General features: G+C 47.6%; 29 protein-coding genes. 1 reads left to right on the top strand and 28 read right to left on the bottom strand.

The window, feature by feature from the left end:
* Window positions 1–203 precede the first annotated feature (203 nt).
* From BLR06_RS00935 to BLR06_RS00870, 15 genes are all read right to left on the bottom strand, one after another.
* Complete coding sequence (locus BLR06_RS00935) at window positions 204–401, bottom strand: dodecin family protein (protein WP_092067381.1); 198 nt, start codon at window positions 399–401, stop codon at window positions 204–206.
* 106 nt (window positions 402–507) lie between these two features.
* Window positions 508–666, bottom strand: a complete 159-nt coding sequence (locus BLR06_RS19380) for a hypothetical protein (protein ID WP_173812514.1) — start codon at window positions 664–666, stop codon at window positions 508–510.
* A 104-nt stretch (window positions 667–770) separates the two neighbouring features.
* Window positions 771–1,502, bottom strand: a complete 732-nt coding sequence (gene sigF / locus BLR06_RS00930; RefSeq protein ID WP_092067379.1) for an RNA polymerase sporulation sigma factor SigF — start codon at window positions 1,500–1,502, stop codon at window positions 771–773.
* Window positions 1,503–1,515: 13 nt separating this feature from the next.
* Complete coding sequence (spoIIAB, locus tag BLR06_RS00925; protein ID WP_092067377.1) at window positions 1,516–1,950, bottom strand: anti-sigma F factor; 435 nt, start codon at window positions 1,948–1,950, stop codon at window positions 1,516–1,518.
* A gap of 12 nt (window positions 1,951–1,962) precedes the next feature.
* Window positions 1,963–2,298 carry an anti-sigma F factor antagonist gene (gene spoIIAA, locus BLR06_RS00920; protein WP_092067375.1) on the bottom strand — a complete coding sequence of 112 codons (336 nt, stop codon included), beginning with the start codon at window positions 2,296–2,298 and terminating at the stop codon, window positions 1,963–1,965.
* 143 nt (window positions 2,299–2,441) lie between these two features.
* Window positions 2,442–3,614 (bottom strand): D-alanyl-D-alanine carboxypeptidase family protein, encoded by a 1,173-nt coding sequence (locus BLR06_RS00915; RefSeq protein WP_217636815.1) that lies wholly within the window; start codon window positions 3,612–3,614, stop codon window positions 2,442–2,444.
* Window positions 3,615–3,743: 129 nt separating this feature from the next.
* Window positions 3,744–5,069, bottom strand: coding sequence for a thymidine phosphorylase (locus BLR06_RS00910; protein WP_092067373.1), 1,326 nt, complete (start codon window positions 5,067–5,069; stop codon window positions 3,744–3,746).
* A gap of 13 nt (window positions 5,070–5,082) precedes the next feature.
* Window positions 5,083–6,255 carry a phosphopentomutase gene (locus BLR06_RS00905; RefSeq protein ID WP_092067371.1) on the bottom strand — a complete coding sequence of 391 codons (1,173 nt, stop codon included), beginning with the start codon at window positions 6,253–6,255 and terminating at the stop codon, window positions 5,083–5,085.
* Between the two features lie 117 nt (window positions 6,256–6,372).
* Window positions 6,373–7,260 (bottom strand): site-specific tyrosine recombinase XerD, encoded by an 888-nt coding sequence (xerD, locus tag BLR06_RS00900; protein ID WP_092067369.1) that lies wholly within the window; start codon window positions 7,258–7,260, stop codon window positions 6,373–6,375.
* Between the two features lie 129 nt (window positions 7,261–7,389).
* Window positions 7,390–7,593 (bottom strand): hypothetical protein, encoded by a 204-nt coding sequence (locus BLR06_RS00895; protein ID WP_092067367.1) that lies wholly within the window; start codon window positions 7,591–7,593, stop codon window positions 7,390–7,392.
* Between the two features lie 205 nt (window positions 7,594–7,798).
* Window positions 7,799–8,980 (bottom strand): aminotransferase-like domain-containing protein, encoded by a 1,182-nt coding sequence (locus tag BLR06_RS00890; protein WP_092067365.1) that lies wholly within the window; start codon window positions 8,978–8,980, stop codon window positions 7,799–7,801.
* A 148-nt stretch (window positions 8,981–9,128) separates the two neighbouring features.
* Window positions 9,129–10,076 carry an EamA family transporter gene (locus BLR06_RS00885; protein ID WP_092067363.1) on the bottom strand — a complete coding sequence of 316 codons (948 nt, stop codon included), beginning with the start codon at window positions 10,074–10,076 and terminating at the stop codon, window positions 9,129–9,131.
* A 260-nt stretch (window positions 10,077–10,336) separates the two neighbouring features.
* Window positions 10,337–10,978, bottom strand: a complete 642-nt coding sequence (gene spoIIM / locus BLR06_RS00880) for a stage II sporulation protein M (protein WP_092067361.1) — start codon at window positions 10,976–10,978, stop codon at window positions 10,337–10,339.
* Window positions 10,979–11,055: 77 nt separating this feature from the next.
* Window positions 11,056–12,240: an endonuclease Q family protein gene (locus BLR06_RS00875; RefSeq protein ID WP_092067359.1), complete on the bottom strand. Its 1,185-nt coding sequence runs from the start codon at window positions 12,238–12,240 to the stop codon at window positions 11,056–11,058.
* Window positions 12,241–12,768, bottom strand: a complete 528-nt coding sequence (locus tag BLR06_RS00870; RefSeq protein ID WP_092069731.1) for an NUDIX domain-containing protein — start codon at window positions 12,766–12,768, stop codon at window positions 12,241–12,243.
* A gap of 67 nt (window positions 12,769–12,835) precedes the next feature.
* Here BLR06_RS00870 and BLR06_RS20155 point away from each other — a divergent pair, with 67 nt between their 5' ends.
* Window positions 12,836–12,964 carry a hypothetical protein gene (locus BLR06_RS20155; protein WP_255319462.1) on the top strand — a complete coding sequence of 43 codons (129 nt, stop codon included), beginning with the start codon at window positions 12,836–12,838 and terminating at the stop codon, window positions 12,962–12,964.
* Between the two features lie 89 nt (window positions 12,965–13,053).
* Here the strand turns inward: BLR06_RS20155 and spo0A are convergent, their stop codons facing one another.
* The 13 genes from spo0A to BLR06_RS19375 all read right to left on the bottom strand — a co-directional run bounded on the left by spo0A (window position 13,054) and on the right by BLR06_RS19375 (window position 25,160).
* On the bottom strand, window positions 13,054–13,824 hold the full coding sequence (gene spo0A / locus BLR06_RS00865) for a sporulation transcription factor Spo0A (protein WP_092067357.1): 771 nt from the start codon (window positions 13,822–13,824) through the stop codon (window positions 13,054–13,056).
* Window positions 13,825–13,994: 170 nt separating this feature from the next.
* Entirely contained in the window at window positions 13,995–15,344 is a 1,350-nt protein-coding gene (gene spoIVB, locus BLR06_RS00860; protein WP_092067355.1) for a SpoIVB peptidase, read from the bottom strand.
* A gap of 331 nt (window positions 15,345–15,675) precedes the next feature.
* Window positions 15,676–17,382, bottom strand: coding sequence for a DNA repair protein RecN (gene recN / locus BLR06_RS00855; RefSeq protein ID WP_092067353.1), 1,707 nt, complete (start codon window positions 17,380–17,382; stop codon window positions 15,676–15,678).
* 16 nt (window positions 17,383–17,398) lie between these two features.
* The gene (argR, locus tag BLR06_RS00850) at window positions 17,399–17,851 is read right to left on the bottom strand and encodes an arginine repressor (RefSeq protein WP_092067351.1); all 453 of its coding nucleotides are present in this window, start codon (window positions 17,849–17,851) and stop codon (window positions 17,399–17,401) included.
* Between the two features lie 6 nt (window positions 17,852–17,857).
* A complete protein-coding gene (gene mnmM / locus BLR06_RS00845; RefSeq protein ID WP_245697975.1) occupies window positions 17,858–18,463 on the bottom strand; it encodes a tRNA 5-(aminomethyl)-2-thiouridylate-methyltransferase MnmM in 606 nt (201 codons plus the stop codon).
* Window positions 18,426–19,280, bottom strand: a complete 855-nt coding sequence (locus tag BLR06_RS00840; protein ID WP_092067347.1) for an NAD(+)/NADH kinase — start codon at window positions 19,278–19,280, stop codon at window positions 18,426–18,428. Before BLR06_RS00840 ends, mnmM begins: the two co-directional genes overlap by 38 nt.
* Before the next feature lie 57 nt (window positions 19,281–19,337).
* The gene (locus BLR06_RS00835) at window positions 19,338–20,147 is read right to left on the bottom strand and encodes a TlyA family RNA methyltransferase (protein WP_092067345.1); all 810 of its coding nucleotides are present in this window, start codon (window positions 20,145–20,147) and stop codon (window positions 19,338–19,340) included.
* Between the two features lie 4 nt (window positions 20,148–20,151).
* Window positions 20,152–22,038 carry a 1-deoxy-D-xylulose-5-phosphate synthase gene (gene dxs / locus BLR06_RS00830; RefSeq protein WP_092067343.1) on the bottom strand — a complete coding sequence of 629 codons (1,887 nt, stop codon included), beginning with the start codon at window positions 22,036–22,038 and terminating at the stop codon, window positions 20,152–20,154.
* Window positions 22,039–22,101: 63 nt separating this feature from the next.
* On the bottom strand, window positions 22,102–22,566 hold the full coding sequence (locus BLR06_RS00825) for a divergent PAP2 family protein (protein ID WP_092067341.1): 465 nt from the start codon (window positions 22,564–22,566) through the stop codon (window positions 22,102–22,104).
* A 9-nt stretch (window positions 22,567–22,575) separates the two neighbouring features.
* Complete coding sequence (locus BLR06_RS00820) at window positions 22,576–23,454, bottom strand: polyprenyl synthetase family protein (protein WP_092067339.1); 879 nt, start codon at window positions 23,452–23,454, stop codon at window positions 22,576–22,578.
* Complete coding sequence (xseB, locus tag BLR06_RS00815) at window positions 23,454–23,708, bottom strand: exodeoxyribonuclease VII small subunit (RefSeq protein WP_092067337.1); 255 nt, start codon at window positions 23,706–23,708, stop codon at window positions 23,454–23,456. The genes BLR06_RS00820 and xseB overlap by 1 nt, the downstream gene beginning before the upstream one ends.
* Window positions 23,705–24,910 (bottom strand): exodeoxyribonuclease VII large subunit, encoded by a 1,206-nt coding sequence (gene xseA, locus BLR06_RS00810; RefSeq protein ID WP_092067335.1) that lies wholly within the window; start codon window positions 24,908–24,910, stop codon window positions 23,705–23,707. Before xseA ends, xseB begins: the two co-directional genes overlap by 4 nt.
* Before the next feature lie 103 nt (window positions 24,911–25,013).
* The gene (locus tag BLR06_RS19375; RefSeq protein ID WP_173812503.1) at window positions 25,014–25,160 is read right to left on the bottom strand and encodes a hypothetical protein; all 147 of its coding nucleotides are present in this window, start codon (window positions 25,158–25,160) and stop codon (window positions 25,014–25,016) included.
* Window positions 25,161–25,183 lie beyond the last annotated feature (23 nt).

Genomic DNA, 25,183 nt, shown 5'->3' with positions numbered 1-25,183 from the left:
GTCTCCAAAAAGCCAGAAAGACCAAAGACGCCAAGGAGCAGAAAGAAGAATCCAAGCCTAAGAAATAGGTGTTATTAGCCAGCTAATTCCTTTCACTTGTGACTTAGCCGGATGACTGCTTTTCTCTTACCATACAAAAAACCCTGTTGGACTGACAGTCTTGCAAAGTTCAATCCAACAGGGTATAATGCGGATACTAAAATTTAATGAACGTGAAATGCTACTTTCACATCGGCCTTATATTCGGCAATACGTCCATTGTCAATATTGGCGGTAAAGTTCGTCACTTCTACCCCCATAATATCATCAAGGGTTTTTGCCGCTTCGGTGACGGCATTGTCAACTGCATCAGTCCAATTGTGGCGCGAAGTTCCCACAAGCTCAATCACTTTTACAACCATCCTTAACTCCTCCTTATATTTAGCAAATTCATAGTTAGTTTGCGAAAAAATGAAATAATTATACTAAAGGTCCTGGTACTTCACGGTACGAATGCCGTCCTGGCGTTTAAATCCGGAAGCCGGAACTTGTGTCAATATAATGAACCTGCTTAGCCCGCACCGGGGATTTCTTGGGAAATTCATAGCCAAAATACAGCCAGGCCATCGTGCTGCCGGTTACTGCCAGGCAAAGCATAATAATCATTAAGGTTAATTTCCGCCTCATATCGTCACCTCGCGCTTAGTACCGTACGTCACCCCTAAAAGCAAAGGTTTTAAATAACGCACAGTACTAGTATTCCCAAACCAGGCAAAAAAATAGACCCCGTACTAAGAGGTCTGTAAAAATTGCTTAATTAATTTGAGAGCGGCTTTCTCAATCCTGGAAACCTGAACTTGGGACAATCCGATAATCTGAGCAATCTCCGACTGGGTTTTATCTTCAAAAAACCGCAGAGTGATTACCGTTCGCTCTTTTAACGGCAGCCTTGATAAGATCTCTTTCAGGGCCAGTTTTTCAAAATAGGCATTATCCTGTCCGTCGTTACATTTAATCTGATCAAGCAATAGAACCTGATCTCCGCTGTCATGAAAAGCCTGATCGTAAAGCGAAGCCGGCGGCTGCATGGCTTCCAAGGCAGAGACTATTTCCTGCGGCGCCAGCGCCAGTTCTTTAGATATCTCCCCGATGGTCGGCTCCCGTCCCAAAGTCCCGTGAAGCTTCTCCTGCGTCTTATGAACCTTATAGGCCAGTTCCTTGACCGGTCTGCTGACTTTAATCGGATTGTCGTCACGCATAAACCGGCGAATTTCGCCGATGATCATCGGCACGGCATAAGTTGAAAACTTTACGCTAAAACTCAGGTCAAACCGCTCAATTGCCTTAATTAAGCCAATGCAGCCAATCTGAAATAAATCATCCCATTCATAACCTCTGTTGGTAAAACGGTGCACTATGCTTCTTACCAGATTTAAATTCCGTTTAAGAATAACTTCCTTGGCCTGCTGATCGCCCGCCTGCGCTTTTGTTACCAGTTCTCTTAATTCTTCATCTCCAAGCATGGTCATATACCACCTAGTGTGCAGCGCCAGGCTGAAATTTTTTCGCCATTTTTACTATTGTGCCCTGATCAGGTTCAGAACTAACATCCAATTCATCCATGAAGGACTCCATGAATACAAATCCCAGGCCCATTCGTTCCGGATCACTGGAATAAGAAGGCTGGCGGGCCAGATGAATATCGGCAATTCCCGTTCCATAATCACGAATAATATATTCAATTTTTTCATCATAAAGATTCATGACAAATTCAATAATGCCGTTGTCCTCATTACCATAGGCGTGGATAACCGAATTTGATATTGCCTCAGATACCGCCACCTTAATTTCCTCAATTTCGTTTAAGGTTAAATCAAGTTGAGCCGCAAAAGCTGCGGCGGTCACTCTGGCAATACCAACATTTTCACTTAAACTTTGCAAAGACATCTTTACCTGATTTCTGATTGCCATAAATGTTCCTCCTCACGCCTGCGTTAAAGCTTGGTTTTCAGATTCATACAGCTTTATGATTGTTAATAAACCTGATAACTCGAAAATTTTCGTGACCTGGGGCTGAACATTTGTGGCTGCAAGCTTGCCGCCGCCATGACTGATTCTCTTATAACGTCCTAGAATTACGCCTAGACCGGAACTGTCAATGAATGATACCTCCTGCAAATTAAGAATTACATTCTTCACCCCATAGGAATCGATCGCATCATCGACCAGCTTGCGGAATTCATCAGCCACATGCATGTCCAACTCACCTTCCACCCGCACTATTAACACACCTTGCTTCAACAAAGTGACTATCTTCATGCTATTCCTCCTTCAAATTGCATCTAGGATTCTTATATTCGTTATAAGGAAAATTTTTCCTGCCTGGCTTAAAAAAAAGCCGGGACATAACGTCCCGCCTGCTAGCGCAAACAATCTAAAGTTCCAAGAATGCACACACAGTACTAACCAATACTAAACAGATTGCTGAACATATCCTGGAATACTTTGAAGAAGCCGGCCTTTTCAATGCTGCGTTCAGCAACCAAATCTACTTTGCCAAGCTCCTGTCCATCCCGCAATATCACCAGCTCACCATATTTTTGCCCCTGAACCACCGGAGCAGTAACCACCGGATCGGCCGTTATTGTCTTTTGCAGGTTTTTCCCCTGACCTTTGGCCACCAATAAATTCAGATCTTCAGCAGCCACCAGCGCAATTTCCTTTTCCTGTCCTTTGCTTACCTTAAGCCGCTCAACCGGAGCGCCGGCTTCAATTATCGGCACTGCTGCATAATTGGCAAAGCCCCAATCCATCAGGCGCATACTTTCTCTTAAATGAGAACGCGGTTCAGGTGTTGCAAAAACAACCGAAATCAATCGCAGACCATCCCGTTTTGCCGTTCCGGCAAAACAATATTTAGCGTCTTCCGTCCAGCCGGTTTTTAAGCCATCCGCTCCTTTATACCACCATAATAATTTATTGGTATTGACCAGCCAGTTCTTTCCGTCGCGCAGCCAATATTCTTTGATGCTGCACAATTCCATATAAAGAGGATGGCGCACTGCCTCTTTGACAATTAAGGCCGTATCAAAGGCACTCATGTAATGCCCGGGAATCGGCAGGCCGTTAACATTGGCAAAATTGGTATCTTTCAACCCTAAGGCCTGAGCCCGGTTGTTCATGGCGTCTACGGCCGCCTGCTGGCTGCCGTATATATGCTCCATAACAGAAACCGCCGCATCATTGGCGCTTACGACAGCCAGCGCAATCAACATTTCATGCAGAGTCATACTCTCGCCCGGTTCCAGCCATATTTGCGAACCGCCTTGCCGCCAGGCTCCTTCTGAGGTTGTCACCGGATCGGTCAATTTTACCTTTCCCTGCTCTACTGCCTCGATTGCCAGCAATAAGGTCATCACTTTGGTCACACTGGCCGGCGGTAATTGTTTATGTGAATCTTTTTCAAATAGTACCGTTCCATTGCCATCCATTAAAACTGCTGATTCGGCAATTGTTTCCAGTTGGGCTGCGCTCCTTTTCGGTTCGGCCGCCCATGCACCGGCGGTCACAATAGATACAATCAGCAAAATTGCGATCAGCATTACAATAAGTCTGCTCGGACGCATCTGATGCATAAACTTCAACACTCCTTTCGTTTTGCATTCATTCGTTTGTGTTAGGTTAACCAACTTGAAAAAAGTGTACACTGGAAAAAACAACAAAGACCGGCGATTGCCGGCCTTTGTTGTTTTTTGCCAATATTTTTATAAATTATGATAACCGTCTTTATCCACTACGCCCAAAATAAGCTGCGGCCGTTTAATTTTTGCCCTGCCGATTGTTAAGGCCTGCCTCAGCAGTTGCTCAGCGGCGCTAAGTTTCATCGGGTCATTTGTGTAGAGGACGGCAATAGACCGGCCCGGCTCAATATAATCGCCAATTCCGCATTGCATGACAATGCCGGCCGCCAAATCAATTTGTTGTCCCTTATAAGTCCGGCCTGCTCCCAAAACGGCGGCACTATAGCCAAGTTTAGCCACATCAATCTTTTCAATAAATCCGCTGGCCCCGCCGAATACCTGCTGCTGACAGACTGCCTGAGGCAACAGCTCCCGGTGCTCAATAATCGCCGGGTCACCATGCTGGGCATTGATAAACTCGGCAAATTTCCTTAAGGCTGTTCCGTCATCAAGATACTTCTCCAGCAACTTACGGGCCGCCGCCTGACTTTTTTCCCGGCCGGCCATGTTAAGCATATGCGCGCCTAAGGTCAGGGACACTTCCCGCAAGGCCTCTTTTCCCTGCCCGGACAGAACATCAATGGCTTCCAGAACCTCCAGACTATTGCCAATATTCAAGCCCAGCGGTTCTTCCATACTGGTCAGTACAGCCTTTGTTTCCCGGCCGACGATTTCGCCAATCTTTACCATTGTCCCGGCCAGTTCAACCGCAGCGCCTAAATCCTTCATAAACGCGCCGCTGCCAACTTTTACATCCAGCAGTATTTTATCAGCCCCGGCCGCAATTTTTTTACTCATCACCGATGAAGCAATTAGCGGGATGCTCTCCACAGTAGCAGTTACGTCGCGCAAGGCGTAAATTTTACCGTCAGCCGGGGCTACATCCGCGCTTTGACCGGTAAGAGCCACCCCATATCTTTTTAGATTGTCACTAAATTCCCGCTGGGTTAAGGTTGTACGAAAGCCGGGAATTGACTCCAGCTTATCAATTGTACCACCGGTAAACCCTAGACCCCGCCCCGACATCTTGGCCACCGGAACACCGGCGGCGGCAACCAAAGGGGCCAAAATCAGCGTAGTCGTATCAGCGACGCCGCCGGTACTGTGTTTGTCCACTTTAATTCCGGAAATTGCGCTCAAATCAACACACTTTCCTGACTCGGCCATCGCCATGGTCATTGCTGCCGTCTCTTCATACGTCATTCCCTGCAAAAAAACCGCCATCAAAAACGCCGCCATTTGATAGTCAGGAATAAGGTCATTGGTATAATCAGTAACCAGCTGCCGGATTTCAAGCTGATCAAGCTGGCCGCCATCACGCTTTTTCGCAATAATATCAGGCATTCTCATTTGGCTGTACCTCTCATAATAGTTCGGATAAAAAGCTGGTTCCATAGGCAAATGGCGGCAACCCGAAATTAGCGGCTACGGTTGCCGCCACATCCGCAAAGGTGCTGCGTGTTCCCAGCGGCTGACCCCGGCCATCTTTAGCATAAGCCATAAGCGGCACATATTCACGGGTATGATCCGTTCCGGGGGCAGTGGGGTCACAGCCATGATCAGCGGTAATCAGCAATAAATCTCCGGCGGCTATTGCCGGCAGCAAGCGGCCCAAAGCTTCATCAAATTGTTCCAGGGCGCCGGCATAACCGGCAACATCGTTACGATGACCGTATTTACTGTCAAAATCCACCAAGTTAACCATAATCAGACCATTCCCGGCATTTCCCCTGGTCAGCGCAGTTAATATTTCCATACCATCGGCATTCGATTTGCTGGGAACAGAACGGGTCAGGCCGCGGTGCGCAAAAATATCGCCAATCTTGCCAATACCGGTAACTGAATATCCGGCTGCTTTCATCACATCAAGCACTGTATCCGCAGGTGGGGTAAGGCTATAATCATGCCGGTTGGCGGTCCGGACAAATTCACCCGGCCTGCCGGTAAACGGTCTGGCTATAATCCGGCCAACCGCATGCTCGCCGGTACAAACCTGTTCGCGGGCGATTTTACACAGCTCATATAAATGATCAAGCGGTATCACCTCTTCATGGGCGGCAATCTGAAAAACACTGTCAGCCGAGGTATATACAATCGGATAACCGGTTCGCATATGCTCGGCCCCGAGTTCGGCAATGATTTCCGTTCCGGAAGCCACTTTATTTCCCAAAATTTTACGCCCCGTAAGCGCCGTGAACTGCTCGATCATCACTGGGGGAAAGCCGTCCGGGTATACCGGAAAAGGCGCAAATAACGGGCAGCCTGCCAATTCCCAATGTCCGCTGGTGGTATCCTTTCCTTTGGATATTTCAGCCATTTTACCGTAACTGGCCTGCGGCGCCGCAGTTTTTTTAACCCCGGTGATGTCTTCAATGCAGCCCAAACCCATTTTTTCCAGATTAGGCAAAAAAAGCCCGCCTTGTGAGCGAGCAATATTGGCCAGCGTATTTACTTTACCGTCTCCATATTCAGCCGCGTCAGGAGCCGCACCGATACCAACGCTGTCTAACACTAAAATAATGACTCGTTTAAACAAAGCTCTTTAACTCCTTATAAAGAATTTGCAAATCCGGCTTGCACCAAGCCCTGGCAAATGAAAGCATCCCTGATGCAGTTCAAAATACACCTTTTTGAATGAATAAAATTAAATGTATTATGCTCGGGGATGCGTTTTATCATACACTTCTTTTAAGCGGTTTTTCGTCACGTGAGTATAGATTTGCGTTGTGGAAATATCGGCATGACCCAGCATTTCCTGGACTGAACGCAAATCAGCCCCGTTTTCCAGCAAGTGGGTGGCAAAAGAATGTCTTAAGGTATGGGGGGTAATTTCTTTGGTAATACTGGCTTCCTGGGCATATTTCTTGATGATTTTCCAAAAGCCCTGCCTGGTCAGCCGGTTGCCGTGGTGATTGACAAATAGTGACGGCTCTTCATAGGTACGCACCAGTTTAGGTCGGCCTTTGGCAATATATTCCTGAACGCATTTGGCGGCAATTGAACCAAGCGGTACAATACGCTCTTTCGAGCCTTTGCCGTAGCATTTAATATAGCCCATGTCCAGATTGGCGTCTGAGATATTCAACGAAATCAACTCTGATACTCTAATGCCGGTTGCATAAAGCAACTCAAGCATAGCTTTGTCACGTAAGCCGGTTGGCAGCAGGGTATTCGGCTGTTTAAGCAGTTCCTCCACTTCAGTGATGGAAAGTATTTTAGGCAGTTTTTTTTCCAGCTTGGGAGACTCCAAACTGGCTGCCGGATCTTTATCTATATAGCGCTCACGCACCAGATACTGGTAAAATGACTTAATTGCCGCCAGATTACGCGAGATTGTTGAAACAGCGCGGCCTTTAGATTGAAGATTGCTTAAATAGCCAAGGATGGTATTGCGATTAGAGTCTTTTAATATTTCCATTTTACCGCTCTGCAAATAGGTTTCGAACTGACGTAAATCTCTTCCATAAGATTCCAGAGTATTTTGCGCTAAACCACGCTCAACAGCAAGATAGTTAATAAACTCATTAACATAACCTTCCATTTCTTTACCACCCTTTTCCCAGTTTCCGATCCTTACAGCCCAAGCACTTACTTTGAAGCTATTCCACATAAAACTTAGATTTCCTTTATTTTACTGTCAAAATAAGCTGCTATTTTACGTTTTTTGTAATTAACCGCTCCGCGTGAAGGTATTTATTACGCGCAGCGGTTTTTCCAGGTAGTCCGGCTTAATTCTTTCCTCAACTTGATTCATGAACCAGAGCTGGCTGAGAAGCTTGGGTAAAATGTAAAATAAAATAACCGCTAAAATGACGATCTGTACGCCAATTTTAAGCCTTTTCAGCCAATGGTTTAACGGAAAAACGACTACCATTTACTCACCCCGCTTTCCATTGCTTAACTTAATATCATAATTTATGGCTAGTAATTATCTATGCCTTTCAATAGCCATTTATGCTGGCATTTTACTTTTTTTATGCAACTTAATTATCACAAATGATTACGGGTAATCATTTGTGATAATTAAGTTGACCAACAGACAAAAAAAGCAGGCATCTATGCCTGCCGAAATTAAGCTTTCAGTAATTTTCAATTTCTTTTGACAATCGTCTTATACCTTCGTAAATTCTTTCCTCCGGCATGTTGGAATAATTAAGCCTGAAGGTATTTTCGATACGTCCATTCGGAAAGAAAGAATCTCCCGGGACAAAAGCCACATTTTGTTTAAGGCATCTTTCTAATAACGCTTTCGCGCTAACGTGCCTGGGCAGCTCCACCCAGGTGAATAAGCCGCCTTGGGGATAAGTAAACCTGACGTTTTGAGGAAAGAATTTTTGCATCGCAGTTACCACAGCGTCCCTGCGGCCTTTATATACCTCAGCCAGCATTTTAATATGCGCTTCAAAATCATATAATTCTATATATCTGGATATTTCTCTTTGACTTATAGAGGAGGTATGGAGATCCGCCGCCTGCTTAAGCAGCACATATTTTTCAATAAATTGAGTATCAGCTGCTATCCAGCCTATCCTGAGCCCAGGACAGAAAGTTTTTGAAAAAGTACTTACAAAAATGACAAGACCTTTGGAATCAAAGGACTTAATAGCTGGTAAAACTTCACCTTCAAATCGTAATTCTCCATAAGCATTATCCTCAATTACAGGGATTTCATATTGATTTATTACTTCTATAAATTGTCGACGCCTGTCTAAAGACCACGTCCGGCCCGTTGGATTTTGAAAATCCGGAATAATATAGATGAACTTTATATTTACAGTAGTTTGTAAAATCTTTTCCAGTTCTCCGATAATCATTCCATCATCATCCGTAGGCACTTCAATAAAATTAGGCTTGTAGGCTTTAAAAGCGCTTATTGCTGCTAAATAAGTCGGACTTTCGCAAAGAACGATATCCTGTGGATTTAAAAATAGCTTTCCGGTAAGATCCAAGGCCTGTTGTGAGCCGCTGGTGATAAGTATATTGGTGTATTTAACATCTACCTTGAATTTTTTATTAAGCCTGACCTCAATTTGTTTACGAAGCGGTTCAAAGCCTTCGGTAGTTGAGTATTGAAGCGCCTGTTTTCCTGACTCTTCCAATACCTTTAAAGCAACACACTTCATTTCTTCCACGGGGAATAGTTCCGGAGCCGGAAGCCCTCCGGCAAAAGAAATGACTTCCGGCCGTTGAGTAATTTTTAAAATTTCACGAATTTCAGATGCTCTCAAAAACTCCATACGGTCTGCAAAGACTACAGTCATCAACTTCCCCTCCTGAGTATATTTCTACATACTTTTTGGGATTCGAATAAAGTGGCCGGATTTCCTTTAAATAGTTGATTTTATCATTGAACGCCTGCTGTCGTTTGAATAACAGACACTCTTCTAAACCGCTCTCTTTAAGAGTTAATCATTTCCCCTCCTGCCCCATAGTCAATGCTACTTGCTCTGGGGCAGGAATCACCACCTTTTTCCGATGATTGGCCTTATGGATCATAATAACAGCCAATACAATGATGATGGCGGCCAACGCATCATTACCGGTCATTCGTTCTCCGGCAAGTACCCACCCGAGAAATACCGCTACAATCGGATTAACATAAGTATTAGTTGTCACCAATGTAGGATCGGTTACTTTTAATAACCAGATATAGGCGCTAAACCCAATAATAGAACCAAATACAATTAAATATCCTAAGGCAAACAGCGAACGGTTTGATACCAAAGCAAAATTTAGTTGCGGCCATTCACCGATCATCAAGCCAAATAACAAACACGCTCCTCCGCCAAAAAGCATTTGCAGCGCCGTAGCCATAAATGGCGATGCAGGCAGTTTCGCTACCCGGGAATAGAGTGCACCTACCGCCCAGAACAGAGATGAAATTACTAATACCATATAACCAATCCACTGTGATGCAGTGCTCGAAAGTTCGCCAACAGAATTATTCACCAATAGTAAAATTCCAATAATCCCCAGGATGAGTCCTCCAAAAACCATAACATTAGGACGCGCGCCCCCCTGCCAAAGCCAGGAAAGCAAAGCTACCCAGCATGGTACCGTAGCGAAAATAATAGCAGCAATACCACTTGATACATATTGCTCAGCCCACACAATTAAGCCATTCCCCCCCAGCAGCATCGTAACGCCCACAATAGCTGCGTTCTTCATGTGAACCGGCTTTGGCTGTTCCACGCCTCGCCCCGCTTGCCAGGCATATACAATGGCCCCGGCTATTAAAAATCGTATTCCCGCCATTGTAAAAGGAGGTAATGTTTCAATAGCAACTTTCATCGCTAAATAAGTCCCTCCCCAGAATATATATACAGCCAGTAAAGCCATTACAACAGGTAAAGCCATTTTAAGTCCTCCCGCACCTTGTTCTAATACGCTCCATTTCGTGCGTTATAACGTTCAATTCCAATTATATACCTATGCGTTATAACGCGCAATACTTATTTTTAACTGAAGTTTCCTCCTGTCCAAGCTGTAATTAAGCTTTGCTTGCTGTATATCAACGACAACCGAACAGCAAAAACGGGAAAGACTGTTTAATCTATTATCCCCCGATCTTTGACAACAAAAAAAGAGCTATATAGTCATAGCTCTTTGTCAACCTGTTATTTTAATAAAAGACCTGCCACCAGTTTCATAAACACCGGAGAAACATACACCTCAATAAAGGCTGCAACGACAATCAGCAGCAGCATGACCAAACAAATACCGGTATAATTGATCGATTCCGCCACTATGCCCGGACGGGTCCGCGCTTTGCGGCGAAGCAGCCGGAGAGAGAACGAAACTGAGGCCACACCGGTAACCACAATGGCCGGTATCGCTAGAAAATTATGAGGCAATACCGCTGCAAGAGCAAACAGCATTCCTTTCATTACATATTCGTTAACCAAAAAACCAACGGTAAAGCCGATAATAAAGCCCCGGGTAAATATCATAAACAGTACGAACGGGATGCCTACAATGGTAAACCCTAAAACCCACATTAAACTGACCGTTTTTATGTTGTTCAGGACAGCGCTTCCTAACAGGCCGGAAGTATCGCCAATACCATCGGCCCCTTTGACCAGGCCGGTAAAAAATATCCGCAGATAGCTGATTAATTCGGTTTTCTGTTCATCCGGCAGGGTTTTCACTGCCAGTGCCCCAACGACGATCCCCACAATAAAGATCAGGATAATAAAAAAATAAGCCACAATATTGGATTTTAGATATTCAGCCAGATTCTGGCGAAAATAGCCCAGCATAGCCTGCTCCTCCCTGCTTAGTTACCTTTTACAAACTATGCAGGGGCCGCCCTGTTTATACCTATTTGTCCTAGGTGCTAGTGCCTTTTCACCCGGCCGTAAACGCCGCCGCCGCCATTGACGATCCGGGCCTGGCCGGAACGCGTTTCGGCAATGCAGCCGGCCAGCCGCTCACCGACGCTGCTCACTAGTTCGGCATAACCGGCCTTGTTCAGGACATTCATCTCCGTGCCGAAGTCGGCTAGCAATTTGGCCATGGCTCTCTTGCCAATACCAGGAATGAATTCCAGCGGAATCTGATAAATATAGGGCGACCGATGGCCGGGATGCTGCGGCAGCCGGTAAGAAGCAATTTGTTCAATCCTGTCAAATACACCCTGGATCAGTTGATTGCCGCCGCAGACGGAACATTGACCGGGTAAAACAGTTGCTGCGACTGCCGTCCCGCAGGAGGGGCAACAGGAACGGTGATATTTACCTAGCCGGGGATCCAGTCCATAATTGGCCGCGACCCGGCGCCCTTCCTGGCGGCGGCAGACCTTGGCAAACTCCGTAAAGCTGGGCGCAGCCATCATCAAAACATTGTACTCCCGCGCAATTTTATCCAGCGAATGAGCATCAGAATTAGACAAAAAACTAAATTGCGCCAATTCCGGTATCCGGTCAGCCATCACGCTGTCAGCGCTTAGGCCCAGCTCAATGGCTCCAATCCGGGCTATTTGCCGGTCGGTAAGAATGGAGTCCAGGCGATGGCAGCACACGCCAAACAGGCTTTTATGGGGGGTAAACACATGGGCTGGAATAATGACCGCATCATGCTCGCCAGCTATTTCAATTAACCTGCCCAAAGGGATATGAGCATTTTGCGAACTCAGGTTGATATTGCGGATATGATTGGCCATCCGCTGGGAAAACCGGGTCATCTCAGCAATATCGGGCAGGAAAATCAGGGTATGCGACTGTCCGCCCCGGGCCTCAACGGTTTCAATTTCCGCACCTAACAGCAGGGTGATTTTATCCAGATAGCGATAGCCGCCGCCGCTGCATAAAGTAAGCAAACCACGGTTAACCAAGTCGGATAAATCATTTAAGACCAATGGCGACAAGGCGTCAATAACGCCAATTAGCGCCAGTCCCTTGCGTTCGGCTGCCTCTGCTAAAATATTGTGGATGGTTAGCCGGCGTGATGTGGGAATTTTGACCCATTGGCCCTGCTCGCTCATACCGACATGAATATGTAAATCCGCAAAAAAATTCTTCATTTACAAACCTGCCAACAACAGCCCCAACAATGTTTTGGCATCACAAAGCGCGCCGTTTTCAATCATTGTCCTGATTTCATCCGGCGAGAAAACTTCAACATCAATAAACTCATCTTCGTCCGGATGGCGCTCTTTCAATACCAATTCTTCGGCAACGTAAAGATGAATCAGTTCATTGGTGAAACCGGGCGTTGTCAGGACTGCCGACAGCCGCCGGAGTTTGCCGGCCTGATAACCGGTCTCCTCCTCCAGTTCCCGTTTGGCGCAATCCTCCGGCTTCTCTCCCTGATCCAGCTTACCGGCTGGAATTTCCAGGGTTAACCGGCCTACCGGATAGCGATACTGCCGTACCAGTAATACCTTACCGTCGGAACGCACCGGCACTACGGCCACCGCCCCGGGGTGTTCAACCAACTCCCTGGTGGCCGGCTTGCCATTGGGCAGCTCTACGGTATCACGACGAACGGTTAACAGGCTGCCGTTAAAAACCACTTCAGATTTAATAAATTTTTCAGTGAGATGATCCATCATTTTATAGCCTCCTGGCATATTATTTAAAACCTTTCATATATATTGCTTAAGGGAGGGATTGTCCATGCAAATCATTACGATGTACCATGGCCTGTATATGTCCGGCAAAATCAAAGACCTTCGCCGCTTCCTGCGGGAAGCCGGACAAATCTATACAACAGTCAAAGAACTCATTGAAAGTAAACTGCATTAGCCTAAACTATCATACCATACCGCACTGCATAACAAAAGCCCGTTTCAGCTTCCTGTATTCGCTGAACGGGCTTTATGTCTCTGATCTTATCAGGCGCGCATTTCCATGCGCAGTTTATCGGCAATCATTGCCATGAACTCGGAATTGGTAGGTTTGCCTTTTTCCAGTTTTATGGTATAACCGAATATCCGGTTAATCATATCCATGTTGCCCCTGCCCCAGGCCACTTCGATGGCATGCCTGATGGCCCGTTCAACCCGGCTGGGCGTTGTGGAATATTTTTCGGCAATCATTGGATACAGAACTTTGGTCACAGCTCCTAACAATTCTATTTCCGTAATAATCATCATAATTGCATCCCGTAAGTATTGATAGCCTTTAATATGCGCCGGAATGCCAATTTCCCTGATAATATTGGTTACCTCCAGATCCATTGGCCGGGCTTTCAGCGCCTGGGCGATCACTGGCCGCTGAGACGTAATTGTGCTGGCCAGCTGACGGATCCGGTTACTAATCACTTCCATGTTAAAAGGCTTTAAAATATAATAATCAGCCCCCAGCTCCACAACCCGCTGGGTAATGCTCTCCTGCCCGAAAGCGGTCAGCATAATAATTTTGGGACGTCTGCCGTTAAACTCATTAATCCGTTCCAAGACACCAATGCCATCAAGATGAGGCATAATGATATCTAAAATTACGACATCCGGTTTCTTTTCTTCAATGATTGTTAAAATTTCCTCGCCATTGTACGCTACACCAATCAAATCAATGTCCGGCTGCTGACTTAAATACTCCTGAATAATGCCTACAAATTCCCGGTTATCATCAGCAATAGCTACTCTAATTCTTTCTTTAACCACCGTTATATCCTCTCCTTGCGCTTTATGATCTTCTGAAAATAGATTTCGACAAATCCCCGTCATTTCCTTCCTTGTATGGAAAAAAAACCCAACATTTTGTTAATTTATTAAAATTATCAGAAAAAGCGGAGTTGAACTGCATATTTCCTGCAGTTCAACTCCGCCTGAATTTAAGCGCTTTTGTTTAAACGGCTGCCATAGGTGAATAAACGCTTGCTTGTTTGCTGTTCTTTGGGCGGTATGATCCCGCTTTCCATTAACATCCAATCAATAAAACAGCCATATCCTTTGGTTGGATCATGAACAAAAACATGGGTAACAGCCCCGACGATTTTGCCATTTTGAATGATAGGGCTGCCGCTCATTCCCTGGACAATGCCCCCGGTACGCTCTAATAAGCGTGAATCGACCACTTTAATGACCAAACCCTTGCTTTCCGGAAAGTTTTGTAAGTTAATCCGCTGGATTTCAATGGCAAACCGTTCAATGGTCTGGCCTTCAACCACAGTCAGCATTTCCGCAGCGCCTGTTTGCACTTGATTCATTGATGCCACCGGCAATGCTTCGGAATAAACCGCATTGTCCATCGCTTGGTTAAGCTTTCCGTAAATTCCAAACTTTGTATTTTTTTGAATATTGCCCAGCAATTGATCCTCTTCAATAAATACGCCGATCTTTTCGCCGGGCTGGCCACGTTTGCCCTGCTGAATGCCGGACACGCTTGCCGGTACAATTTTGCCCTGTTCACAATCAATCGGCTGATTGGTATCATTGTCGGTAATCACATGACCTAATGCACCATAAGCTTGCGAACCTGGCTCGTAAAAAGTCAGCGTACCCACGCCAGCCGCGCTGTCCCGGACAAACAAGCCAATCCGGTAGCGTTTGGTATCATTGCACAAAACTGTTTTTACACTGATTGTCAGCTGTTCATCACCTCTCTTAATAAGAAACTGCAGCACCTGCTCCCGGCCGCTGCCGTCGATCATTTCAGCAACCTGGCTGTCGCTGTGCACCGGAGTATCATTAATACCCAGAATTACATCTCCCACCTGAATCCCGGAATCTTTAGCCGGCGTCACATATTGACCTTCATTTACCTGAACAGGTGAATTTCCGACGACAATAACACCGTGGGACTGCATTACCACACCAATGGAATGGCCGCCGGGAACGAGTTTCAACTGAGGCAGTACATCGACCTGGACGGTGCGAATGGGGATTAAGCCTAACAGTTTAAACTCAACAGTCGCCCGCCCCAATTTTACCGGTTCCAAAAAGACCGGCCGGGAAATGGCATAACCTGAAGGCTGGGTTTTGATTCTTAAACTGTCATCCAAATCCTGACTTACCGTAACTGTGAGCGGATAGTTTACATTAAAAAAAGCTGTCTCTCCCTGAATGATTCTCATTTGGAGCGGAAGACCGTAAATGTTACGGAACTGAGGCGAAGACGAAAAAGCGATAATCAGTACGGCAATACACATTCCCACAACGGAACGCCATTTAGTACCCAGCATAGTGTGCCATCACTCCCTGTACCATTTGTGCCAACCTAGTACTGCACCACCCCTGAATAGCAGCAACTGACGGACGAATTTCCGTAATACTGCGTTGTCGTCAATCGGCATACGTTTGGTATGCCTCATTCCGCCTTGTCTCACAAAAATCCGTCTCGCCATTATCTTGCCGTTTCAAGATTGGCGCAGTACTGGACAGTGCGAAATATTTTTTGATCTCAAAATAAAGATTTCCCGATTTTTTTGGGGATTATTCCGGAATTAGATGCATTTATTGCCTTGGAAGTTTATTAAAGACGATTTTAAGCAAAAATAAAGCGCAAGCTCTCGCTTACGCTTTATTTTTCCATTTTTCTTTTTTATTTAATGCAAACTGAAGCATCTGAGCGGCATTGTCAAGAGCTAAATCGGTCACTGTGCCGGATAGCATCCGGGCTAATTCAGTCAATTGTTCAGCTTTAGTCAGGCAGCGGATTTTGGTAATTGTTCGTTCATCATCCGCCTGTTTCTCTAGATAAATATGAGCATCGGCCATAGCCGCAATTTGCGGTAAATGCGTGATGCATAATACTTGCTTGGCTGCAGCAACCATCGCGATTCGTTCCGCAACCATTTGAGCTGTCTGGCCGCCAATTCCACTGTCAATTTCATCAAAAACCATTGTGCCGACATTATCCCTGGCCGCACAAACAGTTTTTATGGCTAACGCCAGGCGGGACAGTTCACCGCCTGACGCCACTTTATGAACAGCCTGCGGCTCTTCACCGGCATTGGCCGAGAACAAAAAGCTGATCTCATTGCAGCCGGCAGCCGTAAAATGGCCGGTTTCTGTTACGGCAATCTGCAATTTCGCCTTGGGCATGCCCAGATGGATTAAATGCTGTTCAATTTCCTCAGCCAGTAAAGCGGCATTCGTTGTCCGCAACAGAGTAAGCTCCCGGGCCAGGCCACTTAAATTCCGCTCAAGTTCATCCTTCTGCCTGCCCAGGGCGTCGAGCAGGTCATCGTATCCGGCCATACTAATCAATTCTTGCTGAGCTTGCTGATAATAGTCCAATATATCCTGCGTAGAGGGGCCGTATTTTTTCGCCAGTTTATCAATAAGCTCCAGCCGCGCCTGCAAGCTGGCCAGCCGCTGTGGATTAAACTCCAGACTCTCATAATCATTGCGCAATTCACGGCTGCAGTCTTCGAGCTGATACAAGGCGTCGGTAATCACCGTCAGCTGCGCTTCAAATTTGCTGTTATAGCGCACAACAGTTTCCAGTTCGCGCTTTATCTGGGCCAGACCGCCGATCACAGCCCCGTGGCCTTTGCCGCCGTCATTCAAAATGGAATAGGCTTGATGCAGGGAAGCTGTTATTTTTTCAGCATTGGCCAGCACTTTGATCTGGGCCGCCAGTTCGCTGTCTTCACCAGGCTTAAGGCTGGCTGCCGCTATTTCGTCCGTTTGCCATTTGAGCATGTCCAGCCGCTGCGCCCGCTCCCGCGACTTACTCTCACTGGCGGTCAGCTCACGGCTGATTGCCAGCCACTTGTCGTAGACCGACCGGTAAAGCTCTAGCTTAGCCTTCAGCTCCGTACTGAAGGAGTCCAAAAGCAGCCGCTGGGTTTCCGGCCGCAGCAGGGACTGGTTCTCATGCTGCCCGTGCATATCGACAAGCCTTTGACCTAACAGGCGCAAAAACCCCAGGGTTACATGGCAGCCATTGACGGTAATGGCATTCTTGCCGTTACGTGTAAATCTGCGGCTGATGATTAATGTGCCGTCCTCTTCCGCGGCGATTGCCTGCCCTTCTAACAGCTCGCTCACAGCGGTATTGCCGGCAGTGTCGAAAACGGCTTCGACCCGCAAAGCTTCAGCGCCTTTCCTGATGTGATCAGTAGATGCCCTGTTGCCCAAAATGACACCGAACGCATCGATTAATATCGATTTTCCGGCGCCGGTTTCGCCTGTAAGAATATTGAGTCCTGCGGTAAAATCAACGATAGCCTGTTCTATCAATGCAAAGTTCAAAACAGTTAGCGTTTTTAGCACAATATTCGCTCCCAGCTTACTGAATTAGCGCCTGAAACTTCGCTATAATCCGCGGGGCGGCCTCGGTTGGTTTTACCACCACTAAAATGTTATCATCACCGGCGACAGTACCGATAATTTCAGGCCATTTGGCGTAATCAATGGTGGAAGCCACCGCCTGGGCCGTACCGGGCAGTGTTTTAATCACCACGATATTTTCACTCGAATCCAGGCCGATGACCGAATCCCTAAACATGCGGTCCATCCGGGATTGAGAAAAAACAACGTTTTTTTCCATAGGGAAAGCATAACGATACCGTCCATCGCCGGTCGGTACCTTAATCAGCATTAACTCTTTGATATCCCGGGATACAGTGGCCTGGGTAACTTCAATGCTCTTTTTGCGCAATGCCTCGGCCAGATCCTCCTGCGTTTCAATCACACTGTGTTCAATGATTTCCTTAATATTAGCATGACGGATAGCCTTCACTCAATTTCAGCTCCTTACTTTTTCAATTAGATAAAACACCGGAGCTTTTCCGGTATGGTTGATCATTTGCCAGCAACTTACCGTAAAAATTTTCGGCTGCAGCTGCAAAAAATACTGTTGCAATACACTATGTTCAGCATGACCGGCCGGATATCCTGGATAAGCAATTAAAGAAATTAACCCGCCTGCGCCCAGCAACGCAATTAACTGCTGAACGGCAGCCAGAGTCGAGTCTGCATTGGTCGAAATTTCGTGACTGCCGCCCGGCAAGTAACCCAGATTAAACACGGCAAGATCGACCGCTTCTGTTACATGCCGGGCAACATTGGCGTGACTGTCCGCAATTAGACGGACTTTTTCCATCAGACGATGTTCGGTCAACAGCTGCCTGGTCTTATTTAATGCCGTTTTCTGAATGTCAAAAGCCGTAATCATTGCCTGCGCGCCGGAATTTTGCGCCAAAAACAGTGTATCCCTGCCATTGCCGGCAGTTGCGTCAACAATATTGCGGGCGGTGGCCAGCTTGAGGACAGTCAATTGGTGAGCAACACTTACTGCATTAAAACTTTGCAATTCAATCGCCCCGCCATAGCTTAGTCCGCAATGTTTCATAATAACTTTTTCCGGCAAGCTTAATAAATTTTGCATTAAACGGCGCCCGTTTAATGATGATCTCATCCCCGGGCTTAAGCTGCTGCGCGATTTGCCCGTCAACCGTCAATACGACATCGTTATTTGAGGTCTGGGTATTCACCCTGACCTCTTCCTCACCGGAAATAATCAATGATCTGGAACTAAGCGTGTGCGGACAAATCGGCGTGACCAGAACAACCTGTAAGCTTGGGTTGATGATCGGCCCTCCGGCTGACAGCGAATAAGCCGTCGATCCGGTTGCTGTGGCGAAAATCAACCCGTCGGCCTGATAATTGGCGGTAAAGGTATCCTGAATATATAGTTCAAGACGCAGCATGCGCGAAAATATACCTTTGGTAATCACAATATCGTTTAACGCCGGGGAAACTTTCAATAAGCTGCCTTGCCTCATTACAAAGGCTTCCAGCATCAGGCGTTCTTGCACCGTATATTCACCGCAAAGCAGTTGATCAACCATTGCCGTTAGCTCCGGCACTTCCACCTCAGCCAGAAACCCCAGCCGCCCCAGATTAATTCCGCAAACCGGCACACCTTGCGCCGCAAGCTTACGGGTAACGCTCAGCAGCGTTCCATCTCCGCCTAAAGTAACGGCAACATCAATCGTACTGTTCAACACATCCGCCGGAGCGGCAAACTGGGCATAACCCATACTAACGGCTGACTCTTCAGGCAGTAAAATTCTCACTTGCTTGGTTTGGCAATAATTGACTAGCTCAGTTAAAACAACCCGAATATTGGGTTTACAGGTATTGGGAAATAGCCCAATTGTCAGCACGGCCTTATCCTCCATATCCGCCCGATTTTACGCCCTGTTCAGTACAACGCTCAGGCATTACAAGCTGGTATGAGCTTCATTGACAACATGTTCAATCATTCGCTCATCTATTTCATCTGTTACAATTGCATCGGTTACATTGACTAAATATGCCAGATATTCAATATTGCCTTCAGGCCCTTTGACCGGGGAATAACTAAGCTTACTGGGAAGGAGGCCCAGCGCGCGGCTGCTTGCCAGGACATTTGCAATCACTTCCTGATGCACCAGCGGATCTTTCACAACGCCTTTTTTGCCTACCTTATCCCGCCCGGCCTCGAATTGCGGTTTAATGAGCGCCACAATCCCGCCCTGCGGCGCCAGTAAACCTTTTACTGCCGGCAAAACCTTAGCCAAAGAAATAAAGGCCACATCAATACAGGCAAAATCAATGCTCTCGCCGATATCAGCCGGGGTAACATTCCGGATGTTGGTCCGTTCCATATTAATTACCCGGCTGTCGGTACGCAGAGACCAGGCCAACTGGCCGTAACCCACATCCACAGCATAAACCCGCAAAGCCCCGTTTTGCAGAGCGCAGTCTGTAAAGCCGCCGGTAGAAGCCCCGATATCGGCCACCACTTTATCCCTAAGCTCCAGTTCAAAACAGTCCAGCGCCTTGGCTAGCTTTAACCCGCCCCGGCTGACATACCCGATACTGTCGCCGGTTACCGTTATACTGGCGCCCGCAGGCACCAGCGCGCCTGCTTTATCAATTCTCTGACCATTGACAAATACCAGCCCGGCCATAATGCAGGCTTTGGCCCGTTCCCGGCTGCTTGCCAGGTTCTGTTCAACAAGCATCACATCTAAACGTTCTTTTTTCACTCTATCACCGCACCCCGCACTGCTTTAAAAACAGCAGTGACTGCCTGGCGATCCCGTCGCCATCCAGTCCATACCGGCTAAGCAGCTGTTCCCTGGCGCCATGCTCGATAAACTGATCCGGCAGGCCCAGTCTTAGTAATTTCAGCCAATGGCAGTTTTGCAAATTTAGGTATTCCAAAACGGCTGAACCAAAACCGCCGGCCAGCACATTGTCTTCAACAGTAACGAATACTCCCGTCTCGCGCGCCAGTGAACTAAACAGCCGTTCATCCAGCGGTTTAATAAAGCGGGCATTGACAACTCCGGCCTGAATACCGGTTGCTGCTAAAATTCCAGCGGCCGCCCGGCATTGTTCAACCATCGGTCCCACCGCCAGAAACACCAGGTCCCTGCCGTGCTGAAGCTGCTCAGCCTGCCCGGGGTGAAAGACAGTTAATTCTTCATCAAGCGGTACGCCCAGACCACTGCCCCGGGGATAGCGGATGACTGCCGGGCAGTTTAACTCCAGCGCCGTATGCAGCATATGCCGCAGCTCATTTTCATCTTTGGGAGCCATTAGTACCAGATTCGGGATATGCCGCAGATAACTGAAATCAAAAACCCCGTGATGAGTAGGACCGTCTTCACCGACAATTCCCGCCCGGTCCAGCGCAAACACCACCGGCAGATTCTGCAGGCAGACATCATGTAAAATCTGGTCATAGGCCCGCTGCCCAAACGTAGAGTAAACAGCAACCACCGGCTTCTTGCCGGCGACTGCCAGGCCAGCGGCAACCGTAACGGCGTGCTGTTCAGCAATTCCCACATCAAAAAACCGCTCCGGATACAACCCGGCAAAATTTTTTAAACCGGTACCCTCAGGCATGGCTGCCGTGATTGCCACAATATCGGCGTCTTTTGCGGCCAAATCAATCAGGGTTTCACCGAAGACCGCCGTGTAGGTCGGCTTGCTGCCGTTTTTGATCACTTCTCCCGAGTCTATACAGAATGGTCCAACACCATGAAATTTATCGGCCTTGCACTCAGCCGGTTGATAGCCCCGGCCCTTCTGGGTCAAAGTATGAATTAATACCGGTCCCTGCATAGTTTTGGCTTTTTCCAGCATATGGCTGATTAGTTCAATATTATGTCCGTCAATCGGTCCGATATAGGTAAAGCCCAGTTCTTCAAACAACATTCCCGGAACAAGCAAATAGCGCAGGCTGTCTTTGACCCTTTCCACGGTTTTGGCTACACTGTCGCCGATCGCCGGAATGCGCCTGAGCAAAAACTCAATATCATGCTTCACCCGGTTATAGGTCGGCGCTGTCCTCAGCTTGGATAAATAGTCGGACATCGCGCCGACATTTTTGGCAATGGACATTTCATTATCATTTAAAACAACAATCAGGTTGGCACCAAGATCACCGGCATGGTTCAGGGCTTCATAAGCCTGCCCGCCTGTGAGGGAGCCATCGCCGATAATTGCGACAACATGGTTTCGCCCGCCTGACATATCACGGGCCAGAGCCAGCCCCAGCGCCGCCGATATCGAGGTGCTGGAATGACCGGTCCCAAAGGCATCATGCACACTTTCACTGATTTTGGGAAAGCCGCTCATACCGCCCGCTTGCCGCAAAGTATTGAAATATTCTCGCCGGCCTGACAAAATTTTATGCACATAGGCCTGGTGGCCGACATCCCAGACAAATTTATCGCTGGGGCTGTTAAACACCCGGTGCAGGGCAATGGTTAATTCCACCACTCCCAGATTAGGAGCGAGATGTCCGCCTGTTTTGGCAACCGTATGTACAAGAAGCCCGCGGATTTCTCCAGCGAGCTTTTCCAACTGCACAACCGACAATTTCTTCAATTGCTGCGGATTGTCAATCATATCAAGTAAATCATTCAACCGGAGTCCCTTCTTTCAGAACTGCATCTATCTTAAATATTACCAAATTATTATAACAAAAAATCAGGAAAGAAGCATCAATTTATTCAGTCCGTAAGCCACTGCAAAACCCAATAAGGCCCCGGCCATAACCTCAAGCGGCGTATGTCCCAGCAGTTCTTTCAGCCTGATATCATTGATTGTGTGTTCTACCCTGAGCTGGCGGACCAGCTTATTGATGACCTTGGCCTGCTTGCCGGCGGCCTGTCTGACTCCGGCCGCGTCATACATAACAATGCCGGCCAGAATAACAGCAATGCCGAACAGCGATGATTGCAGACCCTCATGCAGCCCTACTGCCGAAGCCAAACCAACGACCAGCGCCGTATGTGAACTGGGCATACCGCCTGCTCCGACCAGGCGTTCGGCATTAAATTCCCCGTGTTTCCAATAAGACGTCAGGGTCTTAAGCACTTGCGCCAAAAACCAGGCAGTAACAGCCGACATAAACACCACATTTTGTCCTAGGGCCACAAAAACATTTGCCATCTTGCCACCTCAACTGTCGCGTGTAATTAAATAGGTTACCATTTCCCTCAGTACCCGGGCTTCCTCGCCAAATTCCCGCAAAGCCTCCATTGCCTGTCCAACAGCCTGTTCAGCCATCTGACGGGCCGTCTCCAACGAATAGATACTTACATAGGTAGCTTTCTGATTTCTTACATCGCTGCCAACCGGCTTGCCAATTTTATCCTGGCTGCCGACAACGTCCAGGATGTCATCCGTAATTTGGAACGCCAGACCAAAATGCTCGGCATACTTGGTGAGAGCCGCCACTTGTCCGGCTGTAGCGTTAGCCAGCATTGCGCCTGCTCTGATCGCGGCTTTAAATAAGGCGCCGGTTTTCGCCTGATGCATCAACGCAATGGTATCTATATTGATAGTTTTACCCTCCGAAGCCAAATCTATAGCCTGCCCACCGACCATACCGTGTGGACCGGCGGCAAAACCAATTTCATGGACAACCCGTATCACTGTTTCCGGCGGTGCATTCTCCTGCCGCAGCATAATTTCGAAAGCAGCTGTAAGCAGTGCATCTCCAGCCAAAATAGCCAGGCCTTCGCCATATACTTTATGATTCGTGGGTTTGCCGCGCCGGTAATCATCATTGTCCATGGCCGGCAAATCATCATGGATGAGCGAATAGGTATGAATCATTTCAATGCCGCAGGCCACGTTAAGATAACGATCGCCCCGTCCGCCCACGGCATCGGCCGCCGCCATTAACAATACCGGGCGCAGCCGCTTTCCGCCGGCAAACAGGCTATAGCGCATAGCCTCAATAACAACCGGCGCTATTGCAGCCCCGGCCGGCATCAGTTCGGCCAGCGTTTGGTCAATAAGCGCCGCTTTTTCTTTACAATAGGCTTTCAGCATCATTCTTCCTCCTGCAGCGCCAAAGGCTTCTCAATTAGCTTGCCCTGCTCTTGCTGTAATATTGTATTTACCGCTTGCTCGGCTGAATTTAATTTGGCCAGGCATAGCTGTGATAAGTTTACGCCTTCGGAAAATTTGGCTAACAAATCCTCCAGCGAAGCATCTCCTTTTTCTAAATGCTTGACAATCTGCTCTAATTTACTTAATGCTTCTTCAAACGACACTTCCGCCTGTTCATGAACCGTTTTTTTCATTGTAAGTCCTCCTTAACGCCAACTACTTCCACCTGAATTATTCCATCCCGCAAAACTGCCTCCAGCTGCTGGCCGGGTGCTGTTTCCGTTACCCTGTGAATAATGCGCCCTTGCCGGCTGCGGATAATCCCATACCCCCGCCCCAGTACCGCCAGGGGATTGAGCATGGCCAGCTTTTGGGTCTCAACCTTAAACTGGTGTTGTTTACTGGTAAAGCCTTTGGTAAAAACTTCTTCCAGTCGCTGCACTGCGGCATCCACCAGCTGCCGTTTGACGTCAATGGCCGTCAGCGGCTGCGTAAGGCCCCGGCTCTGCAGGCTCTGCTCCAGACGGTTTCTTTTATTCTGAATGGTATTGCGGATACCGGTTTCCAGCGCGCTGCCTAGCGATCCTACGTACCGGAATAGCTCCCTGGCATCAGGCACAACAAGTTCAGCCGCCTGTGACGGCGTTGCGGCGCGCACATCGGCGGCGAAATCAGCCAGTGTATAATCAGTCTGATGGCCAACCGCCGAAACCACCGGAATTTTTGATGCGGCGATCCTCCGGACAACCGCTTCATCATTGAATGCCCATAATTCCTCAATTGATCCCCCGCCGCGTCCGGCAATAATAACGTCAACAGGGTAGCTTTCATTAAAGAAATTCAGTGCGTTCACAATTTGCCTGGGCGCTTCGGGACCCTGCACCAGCACAGGCAGCAGGCATAACCGCACGCCGGCGTGACGTCTTTTGGCAACGGTGACAATATCCCGCAGCGCTGCACCGGCCGGTGAGGTAATAACGCCCACTACCCGGGGCAGGAGCGGCAAACGCTGCTTGCGGTTTTCATCAAACAGGCCTTCGTCCGCCAGCTTGTCCTTAAGCTGGGCAAAAGCCAGACTGAGCTCGCCAACCCCTTCCGGCAGAAGCTGCTCCACATAAAGCTGGTATTGCCCGTCACGTTCAAATACCGTAATATAACCGCCTGCCACCACTTTTAACCCATCGACAGGAGTAAATTTTACAAACTGCGCTTTGCTTTTAAACATAACCGCTCTGATCGTCGCGCCATTATCCTTCAGCGTAAAGTAGCAGTGTCCGGAATAGTGACGCTTAAAATTAGATATTTCACCGCGGACGAAAACCGCTCTTAACGTTCTGCTGCCGTCAAAAAGCTCTTTTATGTATCTGGTAATCTCAGTTACACTATAAATACTCAATTGGCTCACCCTTAGCTACATAATGATATGCTCTTTCTAAATAATAACAAATTCTTATCTAATGATATACTAATCATAACGAAAAAACCAGACAAAAGTCTGGTTAAAAGTTTTTGTACTTACGACTGATATAACACTGCCCGATATAACCGCCGATACCTCCAATAATAAACCAGAAAAAATGACCCGGCGGAATAATGTGGCCCACAATAACGCCAATCAGCGCGCCGATCAAAATATAGGTCACCATTCCATTTCACCTCCGCATGTGCA

Origin of the sequence: Dendrosporobacter quercicolus (assembly GCF_900104455.1) — a bacterium.
GTDB classification, from domain to species: domain Bacteria; phylum Bacillota; class Negativicutes; order DSM-1736; family Dendrosporobacteraceae; genus Dendrosporobacter; species Dendrosporobacter quercicolus.
This window is presented reverse-complemented; position numbering and strand designations above follow the sequence as displayed.

Bases quoted from the DNA above. Each gene is read 5' to 3' on its own strand.
- BLR06_RS00935 (WP_092067381.1), bottom strand. From the start codon at position 401: ATGGTTGTAAAAGTGATTGAGCTTGTGGGAACTTCGCGCCACAATTGG.
- BLR06_RS19380 (WP_173812514.1), bottom strand. From the start codon at position 666: ATGAGGCGGAAATTAACCTTAATGATTATTATGCTTTGCCTGGCAGTA.
- sigF (WP_092067379.1), bottom strand. From the start codon at position 1,502: ATGCTTGGAGATGAAGAATTAAGAGAACTGGTAACAAAAGCGCAGGCG.
- spoIIAB (WP_092067377.1), bottom strand. From the start codon at position 1,950: ATGGCAATCAGAAATCAGGTAAAGATGTCTTTGCAAAGTTTAAGTGAA.
- spoIIAA (WP_092067375.1), bottom strand. From the start codon at position 2,298: ATGAAGATAGTCACTTTGTTGAAGCAAGGTGTGTTAATAGTGCGGGTG.
- BLR06_RS00915 (WP_217636815.1), bottom strand. From the start codon at position 3,614: ATGCATCAGATGCGTCCGAGCAGACTTATTGTAATGCTGATCGCAATT.
- BLR06_RS00910 (WP_092067373.1), bottom strand. From the start codon at position 5,069: ATGAGAATGCCTGATATTATTGCGAAAAAGCGTGATGGCGGCCAGCTT.
- xerD (WP_092067369.1), bottom strand. From the start codon at position 7,260: ATGGAAGGTTATGTTAATGAGTTTATTAACTATCTTGCTGTTGAGCGT.
- BLR06_RS00895 (WP_092067367.1), bottom strand. From the start codon at position 7,593: ATGGTAGTCGTTTTTCCGTTAAACCATTGGCTGAAAAGGCTTAAAATT.
- BLR06_RS00890 (WP_092067365.1), bottom strand. From the start codon at position 8,980: ATGACTGTAGTCTTTGCAGACCGTATGGAGTTTTTGAGAGCATCTGAA.
- BLR06_RS00885 (WP_092067363.1), bottom strand. From the start codon at position 10,076: ATGGCTTTACCTGTTGTAATGGCTTTACTGGCTGTATATATATTCTGG.
- spoIIM (WP_092067361.1), bottom strand. From the start codon at position 10,978: ATGCTGGGCTATTTTCGCCAGAATCTGGCTGAATATCTAAAATCCAAT.
- BLR06_RS00875 (WP_092067359.1), bottom strand. From the start codon at position 12,240: ATGAAGAATTTTTTTGCGGATTTACATATTCATGTCGGTATGAGCGAG.
- BLR06_RS00870 (WP_092069731.1), bottom strand. From the start codon at position 12,768: ATGGATCATCTCACTGAAAAATTTATTAAATCTGAAGTGGTTTTTAAC.
- BLR06_RS20155 (WP_255319462.1), top strand. From the start codon at position 12,836: ATGCAAATCATTACGATGTACCATGGCCTGTATATGTCCGGCAAAATC.
- spoIVB (WP_092067355.1), bottom strand. From the start codon at position 15,344: ATGCTGGGTACTAAATGGCGTTCCGTTGTGGGAATGTGTATTGCCGTA.
- mnmM (WP_245697975.1), bottom strand. From the start codon at position 18,463: ATGAAACATTGCGGACTAAGCTATGGCGGGGCGATTGAATTGCAAAGT.
- BLR06_RS00825 (WP_092067341.1), bottom strand. From the start codon at position 22,566: ATGGCAAATGTTTTTGTGGCCCTAGGACAAAATGTGGTGTTTATGTCG.
- BLR06_RS00820 (WP_092067339.1), bottom strand. From the start codon at position 23,454: ATGCTGAAAGCCTATTGTAAAGAAAAAGCGGCGCTTATTGACCAAACG.
- xseB (WP_092067337.1), bottom strand. From the start codon at position 23,708: ATGAAAAAAACGGTTCATGAACAGGCGGAAGTGTCGTTTGAAGAAGCA.
- BLR06_RS19375 (WP_173812503.1), bottom strand. From the start codon at position 25,160: ATGGTGACCTATATTTTGATCGGCGCGCTGATTGGCGTTATTGTGGGC.